This is a genomic window from Burkholderia sp. SIMBA_051 (assembly GCF_046534915.1).
Classification (GTDB): Bacteria; Pseudomonadota; Gammaproteobacteria; order Burkholderiales; family Burkholderiaceae; genus Burkholderia; species Burkholderia ambifaria.
Genome location: NZ_JAWRXS010000004.1, coordinates 588,332 through 603,159 on the forward strand (window position 1 = coordinate 588,332; position 14,828 = coordinate 603,159).

13 protein-coding genes are annotated in these 14,828 nt (G+C 67.7%); 8 read left to right on the forward strand and 5 right to left on the reverse strand.

Annotated elements, in window-relative coordinates:
• The first annotated feature begins 33 nt into the window (after positions 1 to 33).
• On the forward strand, positions 34 to 2,325 hold the full coding sequence (locus SB771_RS13080) for an FUSC family protein (protein WP_175661746.1): 2,292 nt from the start codon (positions 34 to 36) through the stop codon (positions 2,323 to 2,325).
• 315 nt (positions 2,326 to 2,640) lie between these two features.
• A complete protein-coding gene (locus tag SB771_RS13085; protein WP_175661745.1) occupies positions 2,641 to 4,008 on the forward strand; it encodes an amino acid permease in 1,368 nt (455 codons plus the stop codon).
• A 157-nt stretch (positions 4,009 to 4,165) separates the two neighbouring features.
• Here the strand turns inward: SB771_RS13085 and SB771_RS13090 are convergent, their stop codons facing one another.
• On the reverse strand, positions 4,166 to 4,327 hold the full coding sequence (locus SB771_RS13090) for a hypothetical protein (protein ID WP_006754390.1): 162 nt from the start codon (positions 4,325 to 4,327) through the stop codon (positions 4,166 to 4,168).
• Positions 4,328 to 4,569: 242 nt separating this feature from the next.
• On the opposite strand from SB771_RS13090, the gene SB771_RS13095 reads away from it, so the two are divergent.
• The 3 genes from SB771_RS13095 to SB771_RS13105 are packed head-to-tail and all read left to right on the forward strand — an operon-like array spanning position 4,570 to position 8,057.
• Positions 4,570 to 5,613, forward strand: a complete 1,044-nt coding sequence (locus SB771_RS13095) for a Fe(3+) ABC transporter substrate-binding protein (RefSeq protein ID WP_006754391.1) — start codon at positions 4,570 to 4,572, stop codon at positions 5,611 to 5,613.
• Positions 5,603 to 7,279 (forward strand): ABC transporter permease, encoded by a 1,677-nt coding sequence (locus tag SB771_RS13100; protein WP_175661744.1) that lies wholly within the window; start codon positions 5,603 to 5,605, stop codon positions 7,277 to 7,279. Before SB771_RS13095 ends, SB771_RS13100 begins: the two co-directional genes overlap by 11 nt.
• Positions 7,280 to 7,283: 4 nt before the next feature.
• Positions 7,284 to 8,057 carry an ABC transporter ATP-binding protein gene (locus tag SB771_RS13105; RefSeq protein WP_175661743.1) on the forward strand — a complete coding sequence of 258 codons (774 nt, stop codon included), beginning with the start codon at positions 7,284 to 7,286 and terminating at the stop codon, positions 8,055 to 8,057.
• Positions 8,058 to 8,103: 46 nt separating this feature from the next.
• Here the strand turns inward: SB771_RS13105 and SB771_RS13110 are convergent, their stop codons facing one another.
• The 4 genes from SB771_RS13110 to SB771_RS13125 form a co-directional block, all read right to left on the reverse strand.
• Positions 8,104 to 8,574 (reverse strand): Lrp/AsnC family transcriptional regulator, encoded by a 471-nt coding sequence (locus SB771_RS13110; protein ID WP_006754321.1) that lies wholly within the window; start codon positions 8,572 to 8,574, stop codon positions 8,104 to 8,106.
• A 303-nt stretch (positions 8,575 to 8,877) separates the two neighbouring features.
• Positions 8,878 to 9,519 carry an NAD(P)-dependent oxidoreductase gene (locus SB771_RS13115; protein ID WP_175656001.1) on the reverse strand — a complete coding sequence of 214 codons (642 nt, stop codon included), beginning with the start codon at positions 9,517 to 9,519 and terminating at the stop codon, positions 8,878 to 8,880.
• Positions 9,520 to 9,656: 137 nt separating this feature from the next.
• Positions 9,657 to 10,112, reverse strand: coding sequence for an Rrf2 family transcriptional regulator (locus tag SB771_RS13120; protein WP_006754319.1), 456 nt, complete (start codon positions 10,110 to 10,112; stop codon positions 9,657 to 9,659).
• A gap of 92 nt (positions 10,113 to 10,204) precedes the next feature.
• Entirely contained in the window at positions 10,205 to 10,633 is a 429-nt protein-coding gene (locus tag SB771_RS13125; RefSeq protein ID WP_165751135.1) for a hypothetical protein, read from the reverse strand.
• 193 nt (positions 10,634 to 10,826) lie between these two features.
• On the opposite strand from SB771_RS13125, the gene SB771_RS13130 reads away from it, so the two are divergent.
• The 3 genes from SB771_RS13130 to SB771_RS13140 all read left to right on the forward strand — a co-directional run bounded on the left by SB771_RS13130 (position 10,827) and on the right by SB771_RS13140 (position 14,746).
• Entirely contained in the window at positions 10,827 to 11,162 is a 336-nt protein-coding gene (locus SB771_RS13130; RefSeq protein WP_175661742.1) for a hypothetical protein, read from the forward strand.
• A 251-nt stretch (positions 11,163 to 11,413) separates the two neighbouring features.
• Positions 11,414 to 12,607, forward strand: a complete 1,194-nt coding sequence (locus tag SB771_RS13135; protein WP_410721797.1) for an ammonium transporter — start codon at positions 11,414 to 11,416, stop codon at positions 12,605 to 12,607.
• A 183-nt stretch (positions 12,608 to 12,790) separates the two neighbouring features.
• Positions 12,791 to 14,746: a PhoX family protein gene (locus SB771_RS13140; RefSeq protein WP_175661740.1), complete on the forward strand. Its 1,956-nt coding sequence runs from the start codon at positions 12,791 to 12,793 to the stop codon at positions 14,744 to 14,746.
• The last annotated feature ends 82 nt before the right edge of the window (positions 14,747 to 14,828 follow it).

Consider the following 14,828-nt stretch of genomic DNA (forward strand, 5'->3'; position numbering starts at 1 on the left):
CCCCGGCGTCTTCGTCTGTCATTCAGCCCATCGATGCGCTATTCGGTCGAAATCAGAAAGTTTCTCTACAGCCAGTACTTTTTCGGCGGCCTGCGGATCGCGGTCGGCGTGTCGCTGCCGGCCGTGCTGTGCCTGATCGTGTTTCACAACCGCGAGCTCGGCTTCACGATCTCGACCGGCGCGCTCGGCGCGTGCGTCGTCGACATGCCGGGCCCGCTGAAGTACAAGCACAACGAAATGCTCGCGTGCAGCGTGATCGGCTTCCTGGCCGCGCTCGCGACCGGCCTCGCCACGCCGAACATCTTCGGGCTGTGGCTGACGATCGTGCCGCTCACGTTCGTGCTGTCGCTGATCGTCGTCTACGGCAACCGCTGGCCGCAGATCAGCTTCGCGACGCTGTTCATGATGGTGATGACGCTCGAGGAGAAGTTCACGCCGCTGGAGGCGTTCGTCAACGCGGGCTGGATTCTTGCGGGCGGCCTCTGGTACACGTACTGGGCGACGCTCGTGTCGCAATGGCAGGCGCGCCGGATCGAACAGCAGGCGCTTGCCGAAAGCCTGTTCGCCTGCGCCGACTACCTGCTCGCGCGCGCGCAGTTCTACGATCTCGACGCCGATCTCGACGAGTGCTACCGCAACCTCGTCGCGAAGCAGATCACCGCGGTCGAAACGCAGGAAACCGCGCGCGACATCGTGTTGCGCAATCTGCCGAAGCTGCGTCGCGGCAAGCTCGATCCCGGCCGCGCGACGATGTACAACCTGTTCATCAACAGCGTCGACCTGCACGAGCTGTTCGTGGGCGCGCACACCGACTATCCGCTCGTGCGCAACACGTTCGGCGGCTCGGACCTGATCATTTTCTACCGCGACCTGATCCGCAAGGCCGCCGCCGATCTCGAGCAGATCGGCCTCGCGGTGCTCGAAAACCGCGCGCCGCATTCGCGAATCAGCGTGAAGGCCGAACTGCGCGCGATCGAGTACGAGATCGAGCTGATGCGCAAGAAGAACTTCCCGGCCAGCAATGCGGAAGCGTACGCGGCCGTGCTCGCGACGTTCCGGCGCATCTGGAGCGCGACGCGCCTGATCGACCGGATGCGCCGCAACCTGTCGGGCCATGCCGACCCGCAGCAGATGGAACTGAAGATCGACAAGGCGCTCACGCGCTTCCTGCAGCGGCGCCGGATGTCGCCGCTGCTGATCTTCTCGAACCTGAACATGCGCTCGCCGAGCTTTCGCCACGCGCTGCGCGTGACGATCGCGGTGGCGGTCGGCTTCTGGCTCGGCCGGCTGCTGCCGCTCACGAACGCATACTGGATCGTGATGACGACCATCATCATCCTGAAGCCCGGCTACTCGCTCACCAAGCAGCGCAATGCGCAGCGTATCGTCGGCACGCTGATCGGCTGCGCGGCGAGCATCGCGCTGATCTACACGGTGAAGGAGCCGCACCTGCTGATCGCGATCATGTTCGGCTCGATGGTGATGAGCTACAGCCTGCTGCTGTTCAACTACGCGGCGAGCGTCGTGTTCACGTCGTCGTACGTGCTGCTGATGTTCCACCTGCTCGCGCCGGGCAGCATGCGGATCATCGGCGAGCGCGCGATCGACACCGTGGTCGGCTGCATGATCGCGATCGCCGCGAGCCGCCTGTTCCCGTACTGGGAATACCGGCTGATGGGCAAGCTCGTCACCGACATGCTGACGTCGACCCGCAAATATTTCGAGGCCGTGTGGCGCGCCGGACGCGGCGCATCGCCGCCGCCGGTGCCGACCGCCGACGGCGCGGCGGTCGTGCCGGTCGTCGCCGCGGCGATCGAAGCGCCCACCACGGCCCTCGACGACGACTACCGCTACCGCCTCGCGCGCAAGGACGTGCACATCGCGTTCGCGAACCTCGGCCAGGCGTTCCAGCGGATGATGATCGAGCCGAAGGCGCACCAGCGCTTCGTGCCGGAGCTGAACGACCTGCTCGTGCAGACGCACGTGCTCGGCGCGCAGATCACCGCCGCCGCGCCGCTGATCCGCAGCGCATGCGCGGCCGACGAGACCCTCGTCCACGACGATGCGCTGCACCGCGGCCTGTCCGCCGTGCTGGAGAACCTCGAGAAGGCGGAAGCCGGCGAGCCGCCGCCGGCCGACCAGCTCGACGCGACGAAGCAGATCACGCGCGACCTCGACGCGATGGTCGTATCCGCGGAAAAATCCGACGCGGTGGGCGCCGAGCTCACGCACGACCTGAAGGTGCTCGCGCACCAGTGCAAGCAGATGCTCGCGTCGTCGCTGCTGATCCGCAAGGACGCGAGCGTGATCCGCCTGCCCGCATGACCGCATGACGTCGTTCCCGCCGCCGGCCGGCCGCGCATGCAAGCGGGCCGACCGGCGGCGGTCCACCGCTCCACCACTTCCCCGCTCCCGCAATACCGTTCCGCAGCATGACCCGCCCGCCCCACCCGGCCCGTGCGCGCGCCGCGCGTTTGTCCCACCCGCGATTCAACGGGTTGCGCCAGTCAGGGAATGCCCGATTCCGGTCACATGGCCGGGCTTGTTATCATTCGTTCACATTCAAGTTGTATAGACAACTTGAGCCGACCGGGCCGGCCCTGCTCGCCCGGTCCGTCGCATAACGATATCGGAGACTCGATGAAGAACCTGCAGCGCCATCTGGGCGCACGGCACATCCGCTTTCTCGCGCTGGGCTCGGCGATCGGCACCGGGCTGTTCTACGGCTCGGCATCCGCGATCCAGCTCGCGGGCCCGGCGGTGATCCTGGCCTACATCCTGGGCGGCGCGGCCGTCTACATGGTGATGCGCGCGCTCGGCGAGATGGCCGTGCGCGAACCCGTCGCCGGCTCGTTCGGCCACTACGCGACCGAAAACCTCGGCCCGTTCGCCGGCTTCGTCACCGGCTGGACCTACACGCTCGAAATGGTGATCGTCGCGATCGCCGACATCACCGCGTTCGGCATCTACATGAGCTTCTGGTTTCCGGATGTGCCGCAATGGATCTGGGTGCTCGGTGTCGTCGCGGTCATCTGCGGGCTGAACCTGTGCCACGTGAAGGTGTTCGGCGAGCTCGAATTCTGGCTGTCGATCATCAAGGTCGGCGCGATCGTCGCGATGATCGGCGGCGGCGTCGCGATCCTGCTGACCGGCATGCACTTCGGCCATTCGGCCGACGTGCCGACATTCGCGAACCTGTGGAACCATGGAGGCTTCTTCCCGAACGGGATCGGCGGGCTGATCGCGTCGCTGTCGGTCGTGATCTTCGCGTACGGCGGCATCGAGGTGATCGGGATGAGCGCAGGCGAGGCGAAGGATCCCGAGCGCGTGATTCCGCGCGCGATCAACGCGGTGCCCGCGCGCATCCTGCTGTTCTACGTGCTGACGATGGTCGTGCTGATGTCGATCAGCCCGTGGACCGGCGTCGGCAGCGACGGCAGCCCGTTCGTGCAGATCTTCTCGGCGCTCGGCGTGAAGTCGGCCGCGACGATCCTCAACCTCGTGGTGATCAGCGCGGCGATCTCGGCAATCAACAGCGACATCTTCGGCGCGGGCCGGATGATGTTCGGGATGGCGCGGCAGGGTCAGGCGCCGCGCGTGCTGATGACGACGTCGCGGCACGGCGTGCCGTGGGTCACGGTGCTCGTGATGGCCGGCGCGCTGCTGGTCGGCGTGGTGCTCAACTACCTGATGCCGAAGGACGTGTTCCTGGTGGTCGCCGCGATCGCGACGTTCGCGACCGTGTGGGTGTGGCTGATGATCCTGCTGTCGCAGGTCGCGATGCGCCGTCGCCTGTCGAGCGCGGAAGTCGCCGCGCTGAAGTTCAAGGTGCCGCTGTGGCCCGTCGCGCCCGCGCTGACGATCGCGTTCATGGGCTTCGTGATCGTGATGCTCGGCTGGTTCGATGACACGCGGGTTGCGCTCTACGTCGGCGCGGGGTGGCTCGTGCTGCTCGCGGTGGTGTTCTACGCACGGATCCGCCCGAAGTTCGCGCCTGCGTCACGTTGACGCACGACTGACCTTTCCATGCGGCGCGCCGGGTCCGGCGCCCGCGTCTGTCCCGGCGCGACGCATTGCGTCGCCCGCCGCTCCTCCTGCTGTTCCCCACACGTCGCTTGCGCCCCAAGCCAACCGGGCCGCAGCGATCATGCCGGCCGTGCCGGCGTCAGTGCGACGCGGCGCTCGCGGCCTCGGCCGGATGGGCCTCGTCGTACGCGTGCTTCTGCGAGATCGCGTTGTACGCGATCGTCCCGATCACGAGCAGCACGGCCACGACGATCAGGATGCTCACATTGCGGACAGGGTTCTTCTTGCGCTGATCGTTCATGGTCGGTCCGGCTCCGTCGAATTCGTTGAAGCGGGCATTCTACGCGCTTGCGCCCGCGCCGCGACGCGCCGTTACGCCTCCCTAATCCCGCCTTCCGCGCAGCTTTCCGATACCTTTCATTTGATAATCATTCCCATTTCGATCTAGAATCCGAAATCTTTCGCTTTGTAATGTTTCGGGTCGCTCGGGCGGCAGGCACGCCCCGGAACGCCTCTTCGTCCGCCTGCCTCACCGGAGTCTCCATGTCGAATCCGCGCACCCGCCTGCTGCCGCTCGCCGGCGCCCTCGCCGTTGCCGCCGCCGCGTTCGCGCCGCTGGCCCACGCCGCCGAGGAAGTCAGCCTGTACACCACCCGCGAACCGAAGCTGATCCAGCCGCTGATCGACGCGTTCACGCAGCAGAGCGGCGTCAAGGTCAACACGGTATTCGTGAAGGACGGCCTGCTCGAGCGCGTGAAGGCGGAAGGCGCGCAGTCGCCGGCCGACGTGCTGATGACGGTCGACATCGGCAACCTGCTCGACCTCGTCGACGGCGGCCTCGCGCAGCCGGTGCGCTCTAAGGTGCTCGACGACGCGATTCCCGCGAACCTGCGCGGCGCGCAGGGCGACTGGTACGCGCTGTCGCTGCGCGATCGCGTGCTGTATGTGGAGAAGGACCTGAAGGTCGACGCGTTCCGCTACGAGGATCTCGCCGATCCGAAATGGAAGGGCAAGGTCTGCATCCGCTCGGGGCAGCATCCGTACAACACGGCGCTCGTCGCGGCGATGATCGCGCACGATGGCGAGGCCGCGACCGAAAAATGGCTGCGCGGCGTGAAGGCGAACCTGGCGCGCAAGGCGACGGGCGGCGACCGCGACGTCGCGCGCGACATTCTCGGCGGGATCTGCGACGTCGGTCTCGCCAACGCGTACTACGTCGGTCACATGAAGAACGCGGAGCCGGGCACCGATGCGCGCAAGTGGGGCGACGCGATCAAGGTCGTGCGGCCGACGTTCGCGAACGCGAAGAGCGGCGGCACGCACGTCAACATCAGCGGCGCGACGGTCGCGAAGCACGCACCGAACAAGGCCAACGCGGTGAAGCTGCTCGAATACCTCGTGTCGCCGCAAGCGCAGGCGCTCTATGCGCAGGCGAACTACGAATACCCGGTGCGCGCGAACGTGAAGCTCGATCCGGTGATCGCGAGCTTCGGCACGCTGAAGGTCGACCCGCTGCCGCTGACCGACATCGCGAAGCATCGCAAGGCGGCCAGCCAGCTCGTCGACAAGGTCGGCTTTGACAACTGACGCATCGTTCGTCCGCGCGCGCCGCCGGTCGTTGCGTTCGCGCGCGGGCAGCCTCTGGCTCGGCGCGGCCGTCGCGATCGCCGCGGCGGTCGCGGCGCCGCTCGCGGTGCTGGTCGCCGCCGCATTCGGTGCCGATCTCGCGCACTGGAAGCATCTCGGCGCGTTCGTGCTGCCGCAGGCGCTCGCCAATACGCTGCTGCTGCTCGCGGGCGTCGGCGCGATCGTCACGGTGGTCGGTACCGGCTGCGCCTGGCTCGTCACCGCGTACGACTTTCCCGGCCGCCGGATACTGACCTGGGCGCTGCTGCTGCCGCTCGCGGTGCCCACCTACATCGTCGCGTTCGCGTATCTCGACCTGCTCCACCCGATCGGCCCCGTGCAGGGCGCGATCCGCTGGCTGCTCGGCTTCGACAGCCCGCGCCAGTTCCGCCTGCCCGACCTGCGCTCGCTGCCCGGTGCGATCTTCGTGCTCGGCTTCGTGCTGTATCCGTACGTGTACCTGAGCACGCGCGCGATGTTCGTCACGCAGTCCGCGAGCCTGCTCGAGGCCGCGCGCACGCTCGGCGCGGGACGTATCGCGACATTCTGGCGCGTCGTCGTGCCGCTCGCGCGGCCCGCGATCGCGGTCGGCGTGAGCCTCGCGCTGCTCGAAACGCTGAACGACATCGGCGCGTCGGAATTCCTCGGCGTGCAGACGCTGACCGTCTCGGTCTACACGACATGGATCACGCGCTCCGATCTCGCCGGCGCCGCGCAGATCGCGCTCGCGATGCTCGCGATCGTCGTCGGCATGATCGTGCTCGAACGCTATGGGCGCCGCCGCCAGCGCTACGCGCACGGCCGGCGCATGCGTCCGCTCGCGCCGCGCAAGCTGACCGGCGCGGCCGCGTGGAGCGCCGCCGTGCTCGGCTGGCTGCCGGTGCTCATCGGCTTCGGCGCGCCGGCCGCGTACCTCGCGGTCGAGACCGGCAAGCGGCTGCATCTCGTCGGCGGCGTGTCGGCGCAATTGCTGACCGGGCTCGCGAACACGCTGACGATCGCCGCCGCCGCGACCGTCACCACCCTTGCCTGCGGGCTCGTCGTCGCCTGGGCGGCACGCGCGCGGCGCGACAGCGCCCATGCGGGCCCCGCTCGCGTATGTGCACGCATCGCATGCCTCGGCTATGCGGTGCCGGGCACCGTGCTCGCGATCGGCCTGCTGATCCCGTTCGCGGCGGCCGACCGGCTGCTCGGCGCGGCGCTCGGCCGCGACGGGCTGCTGCTGATGGGTTCGGTGGCCGCGCTCGTGATCGCGTACACCGTGCGCTTTCTCGCGATCTCGACCGGCAGCATCGAAGCGGGCCTCGCGCGCATTCCGCCGTCGCTCGAACAGGCCGCGCGCTCGCTCGGCGAGACGGCCGGCGGCACGCTGCGCCGCGTGCACCTGCCACTGCTGCGCCCCGCGCTCACGACGAGCGCGCTGCTCGTCTTCGTCGACGCGATGAAGGAGCTGCCGGCGACCCTGCTGCTGCGCCCGCTGAATTTCGACACGCTGGCGACCTGGCTGTATGCGGAAGCCTCACGCGGCACCTATGAGGAAGGCGCGGTCGCCGCGCTCGCGATCGTGCTGGCCGGGCTCGTGCCCGTGATCCTGCTCGCGCGCACCCGTCACAAGATCGGAGCCTGACATCGTGAACCTGCTCGAACTCGACGACCTCTGCGTCGCCTACGACACGCCGCACGGCCGCCGCACGGTGGTCGACGGGCTGAGCCTCGCGCTGCCGCGCGGCGACATCGGCTGCCTGCTCGGCGCATCGGGCTGCGGCAAGACCACCGTGCTGCGCGCGATCGCGGGCTTCGAGCCCGTGCGCATGGGGCGCATCGTGCTGGACGGCACGCCCGTCGCTGCGCCGTCGCTCGACGTGCCGCCCGAGCGGCGGCGCATCGGGATGATGTTCCAGGACTACGCGCTGTTCCCGCATCTGAGCACGGCCGACAATGTCGCGTTCGGCCTGCGCCGCCTGCCGAAGGCCGAGCGCCGCAGCCGCGTCGCGGACATGCTCGAACTCGTCGGTCTCGCCGATGCGGGCAGCGCGTATCCGCACGAACTGTCGGGCGGCCAGCAGCAGCGCGTCGCGCTTGCCCGCGCGCTCGCGCCGTCGCCGGAGCTGCTGCTGCTCGACGAGCCGTTCTCGAATCTCGACGTCGATACGCGCGAGCGGCTCGCGTTCGAACTGCGCGACATCCTGAAGCGCACGGGTCATACCGCGATCCTCGTCACGCACAACCAGGCGGAAGCGTTCGCGATCGCCGACCGGATCGGCGTGATGAAGGATGGCCGGCTCGCGCAATGGGACACGCCGTACGCGCTGCACCATCATCCGGCGAGCCCGTTCGTCGCGGAGTTCGTACGCAGCGACGCGCTGGCGGACGAACGCGCCCGGGCGCTGGCGCGCGGCCGCTGAGCGCGATGACGAGGGCGGCGTGCTCTGTCCGAGCCGCCCTACCGCGCTACGCCGGCTCGGACAGATCGCGCACCGGCAGCGCGGTCGAATACTTGATCTGCTCCATCGCGAACGACGAGCTCACGTCGAACAGCGGCACCGCGCGGATCAGCTGCTTGTACACGCGATCGTAATCGTCGATGCCGGCCACCACGACCCGCAGCAGATAGTCGGTCTCGCCGCTCATCCGGTACACCTCGACGACTTCCGGCATGTCGCGCACGGCCTGCGTGAAACGCTGCGCCCACTCCTCGGTGTGCTGGTTCGTGCGAATCGCGACGAACACGGTCGTGCCGACTCCAAGCTTGCGTGGATCGCACAGCGCGACCTGCGCGCGGATCGCGCCGGTTTCCTTGAGCCGCTGCACGCGCTTCCAGCAGGGCGTCTGCGACAGGTTCACGCGCTGCGCGAGTTCCGCGATCGGCAATGTGGCATCTGCCTGCAACAGCTCCAGCAGCTTGCGATCGATGGCATCCATTTCCCCAGTCCTTCGTAGATAGAAATTTTTTCTATACATCGTGCATGACGGGGAACGATATGGAAACCGCTGCGCGGCGTCGACCGGGATAAATACCAATCAGCTGGGGATACGCGCGCGATGCGCGGAATCACGCGCGCGTCGGTCTGTCGATGAGCGGCACCCCAAATGAAACAGGCGATCCCCCCCGTCAAGGTGGAATCGCCTGAAGTCGTTGCGACCGCGTGGGCTAAGAGCCGCTCACGGACGCTCACGGAGAACGCGCCACGCGCGCACCGCCTCGCCGTGATGTCGCGATATCGCTCAATACGCGACCGTCGCGATCTCGCGCACGAAGCTGTCTTGCTCGAGCGCATCGACGAACGCGACCGCGTAGTCTTCCGCCGAGATCTGGCTGTTGCCCTGCGCGTCCACGATCAGCTTGCCGACGCCCGTGCGGAACGTGCCCGTGCGCTCGCCCGGCGCGATCATGGCGGCCGGCGCGAAGAACGTCCAGTCGAGATCACCGACCGTTTGCAGATAGTCGAGCGCATCGCGATGCGCGAGCGCGACGGCCTTGTATGCGTCCGGGAAGCCTTCGGTGTCGACCAGCTGCTTGCCCGGCGCGACTTCGAGCGAACCGGCGCCGCCCACCACCACGAGCCGCTTCAGGCCCGCCTGACGCGTGCCGGCCACCAGCGCCTTTGCCGCCGCGACGACCTTCGCGGCATCGTCCTGCTTCGGACCGTACGCGCTCGCGACGACGTCATGACCCGGCAGCGCGGCCGCGATGCTGGCCGCATCGAACAGGTCGGCCGCCTTCGCGACGATGCCGTCGGCGGATGCGCCCGGGTGGCGCGACAGCGCGGTCACGCGATGGCCGCGGCGCGCGGCTTCCGCGGCGATGCGCGAACCGATCATCCCGGTGGCGCCAAACAGTGCGATGTTCAGGGTACGTTGCGTCATGTCGATTCTCCAGAAAGAAAAAGTAACTAAAGTGATTACATATAAGACCGAAAAAAAACGGAGCGAAACTCCGTCGTGCCGGCCGCCGCGCGTGCGGGTCGCCCAGCCTCCTGCCCTGCATCATCCATCGCCTGCGCTTAGCCGCCGGCGCTTCCCGCGGGCCGGCTGCGATGCTCCGATTCGAGCACGTCGGCCGTGACGTCCGCGAGGGTGCGCGTGGCAAGCGATGCTTCCATCGCGCGCTGCGCGTCGCCGATGTAGTCGATCAGCACGCCCTGGATGTGCCGCCCGACGAGACACGCGGGATTCGGCGCCTCGCGATGCAGCGCGAACAACTGCGCATCGTCGACCGCGCGATACACGTCGAGCAATGTGATCTCGCCCGGCTCGCGCGCCAGCAGCGCACCGCCGCCCGCGCCGAGCTGCGACGTGGTCAGCCCCGCAGCCGCCAGCATCGACAGCAAACGACGAATCAGCGCCGGATTCGTGTTCACGCTGCCCGCGATGATGTCGGACGACAGCGGCGCGCCTTCCTGCATCGACAGCAAGGCAAGCACGTGAACGGCAAACGCGAACCGGCTGCTGGTATTCATTGCTCACTCATCTGACGACGCCGGCCCGAACCGCAGCCGGCGACAATGTGTAACCACTATAATTACATTTCGCGGATTGCGCAAGTGCCGGCTTACTCGCCGCTGGCAGGCTTCGCGCCGGATGCATTCTGCTGGCTCCACTGCTGCAGCTTCTTGCCGGCCTCCGCCATTTTCGCGCCCGCTTCGGACGCCGCATGCGCGACGACCGCGGAAGCGGCCGCGTCGAGCTGCGCCTGCGCGGCCGACGCGAGACCGCTCGCGGACAGCGGCGGCACGGCCGAGGCCGCGCTCGCGATGCCGGCCTTCGCGGCATTGAGCTGCTGGTTGACGGTGCTCGCCACCTGGTCGAGCGCCTTGGCCGCGCTGTTGGCGGCGTCGGTGGCCGCGCTTGCGGCCGTATCGGCTTGCTGGGCCGGCGTGCCGGACTTCTCGCAGCCTGCGAGCAACAGCAGCGCACCGACGGCCGCGGCCGCCAGCACGAACCCGGGCGCGCGACGCGCCCGCGAAGTTTTCATCTTCATCAGCAATCTCCGGCCGTGCGCCGCACGGCCTGAATGGTTGGACCGATGCCGATGATACCGCTTGTGGAACAGGGCCACTGACCACTCCCGCTTAAAAATGCCTTTCAATTTCGGACTCGTCTGATTCAATCGCCCACGCGCCGACACTAAAGTGGGCAGCCTTCCATCCGCTCCGTCCGCTTCCCGCTTCTCCATGGCTTTCCTCATCGACTGGTTCATCGCGCTGGCCGCCGTGCTCGCCGCCACCCTGTTCCTGTGTCTTCGCTCGCCCTCCGCGACGCGCCTGCGTGCCGTCGGGCGTGCGCGCCGCGTGGCGTGCGCGCGCCTGCTCGTTCAAGCGGTGATCGGCTTCTGGACGGCTGCGCTGATCGTCGCGCAAGGCATCCTCGGCCCCGACGGCGACGGCCAGTCGCACGCGGGCGTCGCCGCGCTCACGTTCGCGGCACTCGGGCTCGCGGCCGTCGCCGTCTACTGGTCCGCCTGCGCGCTGCGGCTGCGGCGGCCGCGCACGCTGTTCGCGCGTCGCTGACGCGCCAGACCGGTGCATCGCGGCACATCACGCCGCCCCGCGCCGCGCGTCGCGCACCAGTTGCGCACGTTTCGCACCACGCGCGTGCACCGGCTGCGCTCCTTTCGCCGCATCCAACCCGCCCCGCGACCGTGCATGCTTCACCGGAATGCCGCACCGCGCGGCCTTTCGCACCATTTGCACGCAGTAATTCACCAAGTTGGCTCGATACTTGCATTCCTCGCGCATTTTTTGCGCAAGGAAGCCACGGCATGGATGGTCTGAAATCCGGCGTCGATACACTGTTCCTGTTGATCGGCGCCGTCATGGTGCTCGCGATGCACGCGGGCTTTGCATTCCTCGAGCTCGGCACGGTCCGCAAGAAGAACCAGGTCAACGCGCTCGTGAAGATCCTGGTCGACTTCTCGGTGTCGACGCTCCCGTACTTCTTCATCGGCTACACGATCGCGTACGGCGTCGAGTTCTTCGACGACATCGGCACGCTGTCGCAGCACAACGGCTACGCGCTCGTGCGCTTCTTCTTCCTGCTGACGTTCGCGGCGGCCATCCCCGCGATCGTGTCCGGCGGCATCGCGGAGCGCGCGAAATTCAATCCGCAGCTCGTCGCGACGCTGATCATCGTCGGCTTCATCTATCCGTTCTTCGAAGGGATCGCATGGAACGACCGCTTCGGCGTGCAGGACTGGCTCACGCATGCGTTCGGCGCGCCATTCCATGATTTCGCGGGCTCGGTCGTCGTGCACGCATTCGGCGGCTGGGTCGCGCTGCCGGCCGTGCTGCTGCTCGGCGCACGCCACGGCCGCTATGCGAAGGACGGCCGGATCGCCGCGCATCCGCCGTCGAACATTCCGTTCCTCGCGCTCGGCGCGTGGGTGCTCGCGGTCGGCTGGTTCGGCTTCAACGTGATGAGCGCGCAGACGCTCGACAAGATCAGCGGCCTCGTCGCCGTGAACTCGCTGATGGCGATGGTCGGCGGCACGCTCGCCGCGTGGATGGCCGGCCGCAACGATCCGGGCTTCACGTACAACGGCCCGCTCGCGGGCCTCGTCGCGGTCTGCGCGGGCTCCGACGTGATGCACCCGATCGGTGCGCTCGTCACGGGTGCCGCGGCCGGCGCGATATTCGTCGCGATGTTCACCTGCGTGCAGAACAAATGGCGCATCGACGACGTGCTCGGCGTGTGGCCGCTGCACGGGTTGTGCGGCGCGCTCGGCGGCATTGCGGCCGGGGTGTTCGGGCAGCCCGTGTTCGGCGGCCTCGGCGGCGTGTCGTTCGTGTCGCAGCTCATCGGCACGCTCGGCGGCATCGCGATCGCCACCGCGGGCGGCACGCTCGTGTATGGCGCGCTGAAGGCCACCGTCGGGCTGCGCCTCGATCGCGAAGCCGAATTCGACGGCGCCGACCTGTCGATCCACCGCATCTCGGCGACGCCCGAGCGCGATTGAACACCATCAAGCACGAAACCGGCGTCCGCCAGCACACCTGACGGACGTCATTACGTTTTCGATTCAAAAAACTTTCATCTAGCATCCCTACACTTCGGTCCAGTTTTCAACTTGCCTTCGCCTTGCTTGCTGCGAGCCTGCTTCGCGACGGCCATTCTTCCAACATCTGAAACTGGACTCCACATGCCCGCGTTGCCCAATGCTTCCCGTCGTCAGGCCCTGAAGATCCTCGCCGGCGCGCCCATGCTGCCCCTCTCCGGCCTCGCGCTGCCGGCTCTCCTGACCGGTTGCGGTGGCGACGACAATCCGACGGCGACGCCGGCCGCCGCCTACACGTCGGCGGCGTTCTCGGCGATGGCCGCGCCCTCGCTCGACAACGCGGCCGCGATGGCCACGACGACGGTCGGCTCGACGCTGTCGGTGTCGTTCTCGGACGGCTCGTCGCGCAACTTCAAGCTGGCGTACCGGCCGTTCTTCGTGACGGGCGACATGGTGCCGGACGGCAAGGGCGGCACGACGCTCGCGGGCGGCTACTACGACATCAACAACCAGCCGATCATCGACCGCTCGGTGGCCGGCAAGGAGCGCCAGTTCTATTCGGACTGCCCGGACGGCAGTTCGCTGCTGACGCTGAAGAACGCGAACGTCGCCGGCGTGAAGGGCAACACGGTGTTCGCGGTCGTGCAGTTCGAATACACGACGCGCGACCAGGCAAGCGCCTCGCAGTACGGCCAGCTGCCGTCGCCGATCGCGGTGATCACGCTCGATCAGGATCCGTCCAGCGGCGCGCTGAAGGTCGTCAAGTATCACAACGTCGATACGTCGAGCGCGCACGGCCTGTGGATCACCTGCGGCGCGAGCCTGTCGCCGTGGGGCACGCACCTGTCGAGCGAGGAATACGAGCCGGACGCGACGAAGGCCGCGACCGACGCGCAGTTCAAGGCATTCAGCAAGAACACGTTCGGCGACGAGACCAAGGCGAACCCGTATCACTACGGCCATCTGCCCGAGATCACGGTGAACCCGGACGGCACCGGCACGGTGAAGAAGCACTACTGCCTCGGCCGCATCTCGCACGAGCTGATCCAGGTGATGCCGGACCAGCGCACCGTGATGATGGGTGACGACGCCACCAACGGCGGCCTGTTCATGTTCGTCGCCGACAAGGCGGCCGACCTGTCGGCCGGCACACTGTACGTCGCGAAGTGGACGCAGACGTCGTCCGCCGGCGCCGGCAGCGCGACGCTGACGTGGATCAGGATCGGCCACGCGACGAGCAGCGAGATCGAGACGCTCGCGAACACGCTGAAGGCGTCGGACATCATGGACCTGACGACGACCGACCCGAGCGACGCGAGCTACACGAAGATCCACTTCGGCGGCAAGTTCAACTGGATGCGCGTGAAGCCGGGGATGGAAAAGGCGGCCGCGTTCCTCGAGACGCACCGCTATGCGGCGCTGATCGGCGGCAGCATGGCGTTCACGAAGCTCGAAGGCACGACGGTGAACGCGAAGGACAAGATCGTCTACACGGCGATGTCGCGGATCGAGACGTCGATGGTCAAGGGCAACGCGGTGTCGCGCGACGTCGCGGTGGACAAGAAGATCGCCGCGGGCGCCGTCTATGCGCTGAACCTGAAGGCCGGCCAGCGCGACACGTCGGGCGGCGCGATCGACAGCGAATGGGTGCCGGTCGACATGGCCGCGCCGGCGGCGCTCGTCGGCGAGGACCTCGCCGCGGCCGACGCGCTCGGCAACCTCGCGAATCCGGACAAGATCGCGAACCCCGACAACCTGAAGTTCTCCGAAAAGCTGCGCACGCTCTTCATCGGCGAAGACTCGGGCATGCACGTCAACAACTTCCTGTGGGCGTACAACGTCGACACGAAGTCGCTCGCACGCGTGCTGTCGTGCCCGGCCGGCGCCGAATCGACGGGCCTGCACGCGGTCGACGAGATCAACGGCTGGACCTACGTCATGAGCAACTTCCAGCACGTGGGCGACTGGGAGACGCCGCTGCACGACAAGGTCAAGTCGACGCTCGACCCGCTCGTGCGCGCGAACTACAAGGACCGCTTCGGCGCCTGCGTCGGCTACCTGACGGCCGAGCCGACCAGCATCAAGCTCGCGAAGGCCTGAACGGCCGGGGGATTCCTGCCGGACGCCCGTGGCCGGGCGTCCCTCTCTTCATCACGTTTCATTCGTCGGCGCTCCACGCCGG

What these genes read in the sequence shown, in the direction of transcription:
- SB771_RS13085 (WP_175661745.1), top strand. Translation starts at nt 2,641, where the DNA reads ATGAAGAACCTGCAGCGCCATCTGGGCGCACGGCACATCCGCTTTCTC.
- SB771_RS13125 (WP_165751135.1), bottom strand. Translation starts at nt 10,633, where the DNA reads ATGAAGATGAAAACTTCGCGGGCGCGTCGCGCGCCCGGGTTCGTGCTG.
- SB771_RS13095 (WP_006754391.1), top strand. Translation starts at nt 4,570, where the DNA reads ATGTCGAATCCGCGCACCCGCCTGCTGCCGCTCGCCGGCGCCCTCGCC.
- SB771_RS13140 (WP_175661740.1), top strand. Translation starts at nt 12,791, where the DNA reads ATGCCCGCGTTGCCCAATGCTTCCCGTCGTCAGGCCCTGAAGATCCTC.
- SB771_RS13090 (WP_006754390.1), bottom strand. Translation starts at nt 4,327, where the DNA reads ATGAACGATCAGCGCAAGAAGAACCCTGTCCGCAATGTGAGCATCCTG.
- SB771_RS13120 (WP_006754319.1), bottom strand. Translation starts at nt 10,112, where the DNA reads ATGAATACCAGCAGCCGGTTCGCGTTTGCCGTTCACGTGCTTGCCTTG.
- SB771_RS13080 (WP_175661746.1), top strand. Translation starts at nt 34, where the DNA reads ATGCGCTATTCGGTCGAAATCAGAAAGTTTCTCTACAGCCAGTACTTT.
- SB771_RS13110 (WP_006754321.1), bottom strand. Translation starts at nt 8,574, where the DNA reads ATGGATGCCATCGATCGCAAGCTGCTGGAGCTGTTGCAGGCAGATGCC.
- SB771_RS13130 (WP_175661742.1), top strand. Translation starts at nt 10,827, where the DNA reads ATGGCTTTCCTCATCGACTGGTTCATCGCGCTGGCCGCCGTGCTCGCC.
- SB771_RS13115 (WP_175656001.1), bottom strand. Translation starts at nt 9,519, where the DNA reads ATGACGCAACGTACCCTGAACATCGCACTGTTTGGCGCCACCGGGATG.
- SB771_RS13135 (WP_410721797.1), top strand. Translation starts at nt 11,414, where the DNA reads ATGGATGGTCTGAAATCCGGCGTCGATACACTGTTCCTGTTGATCGGC.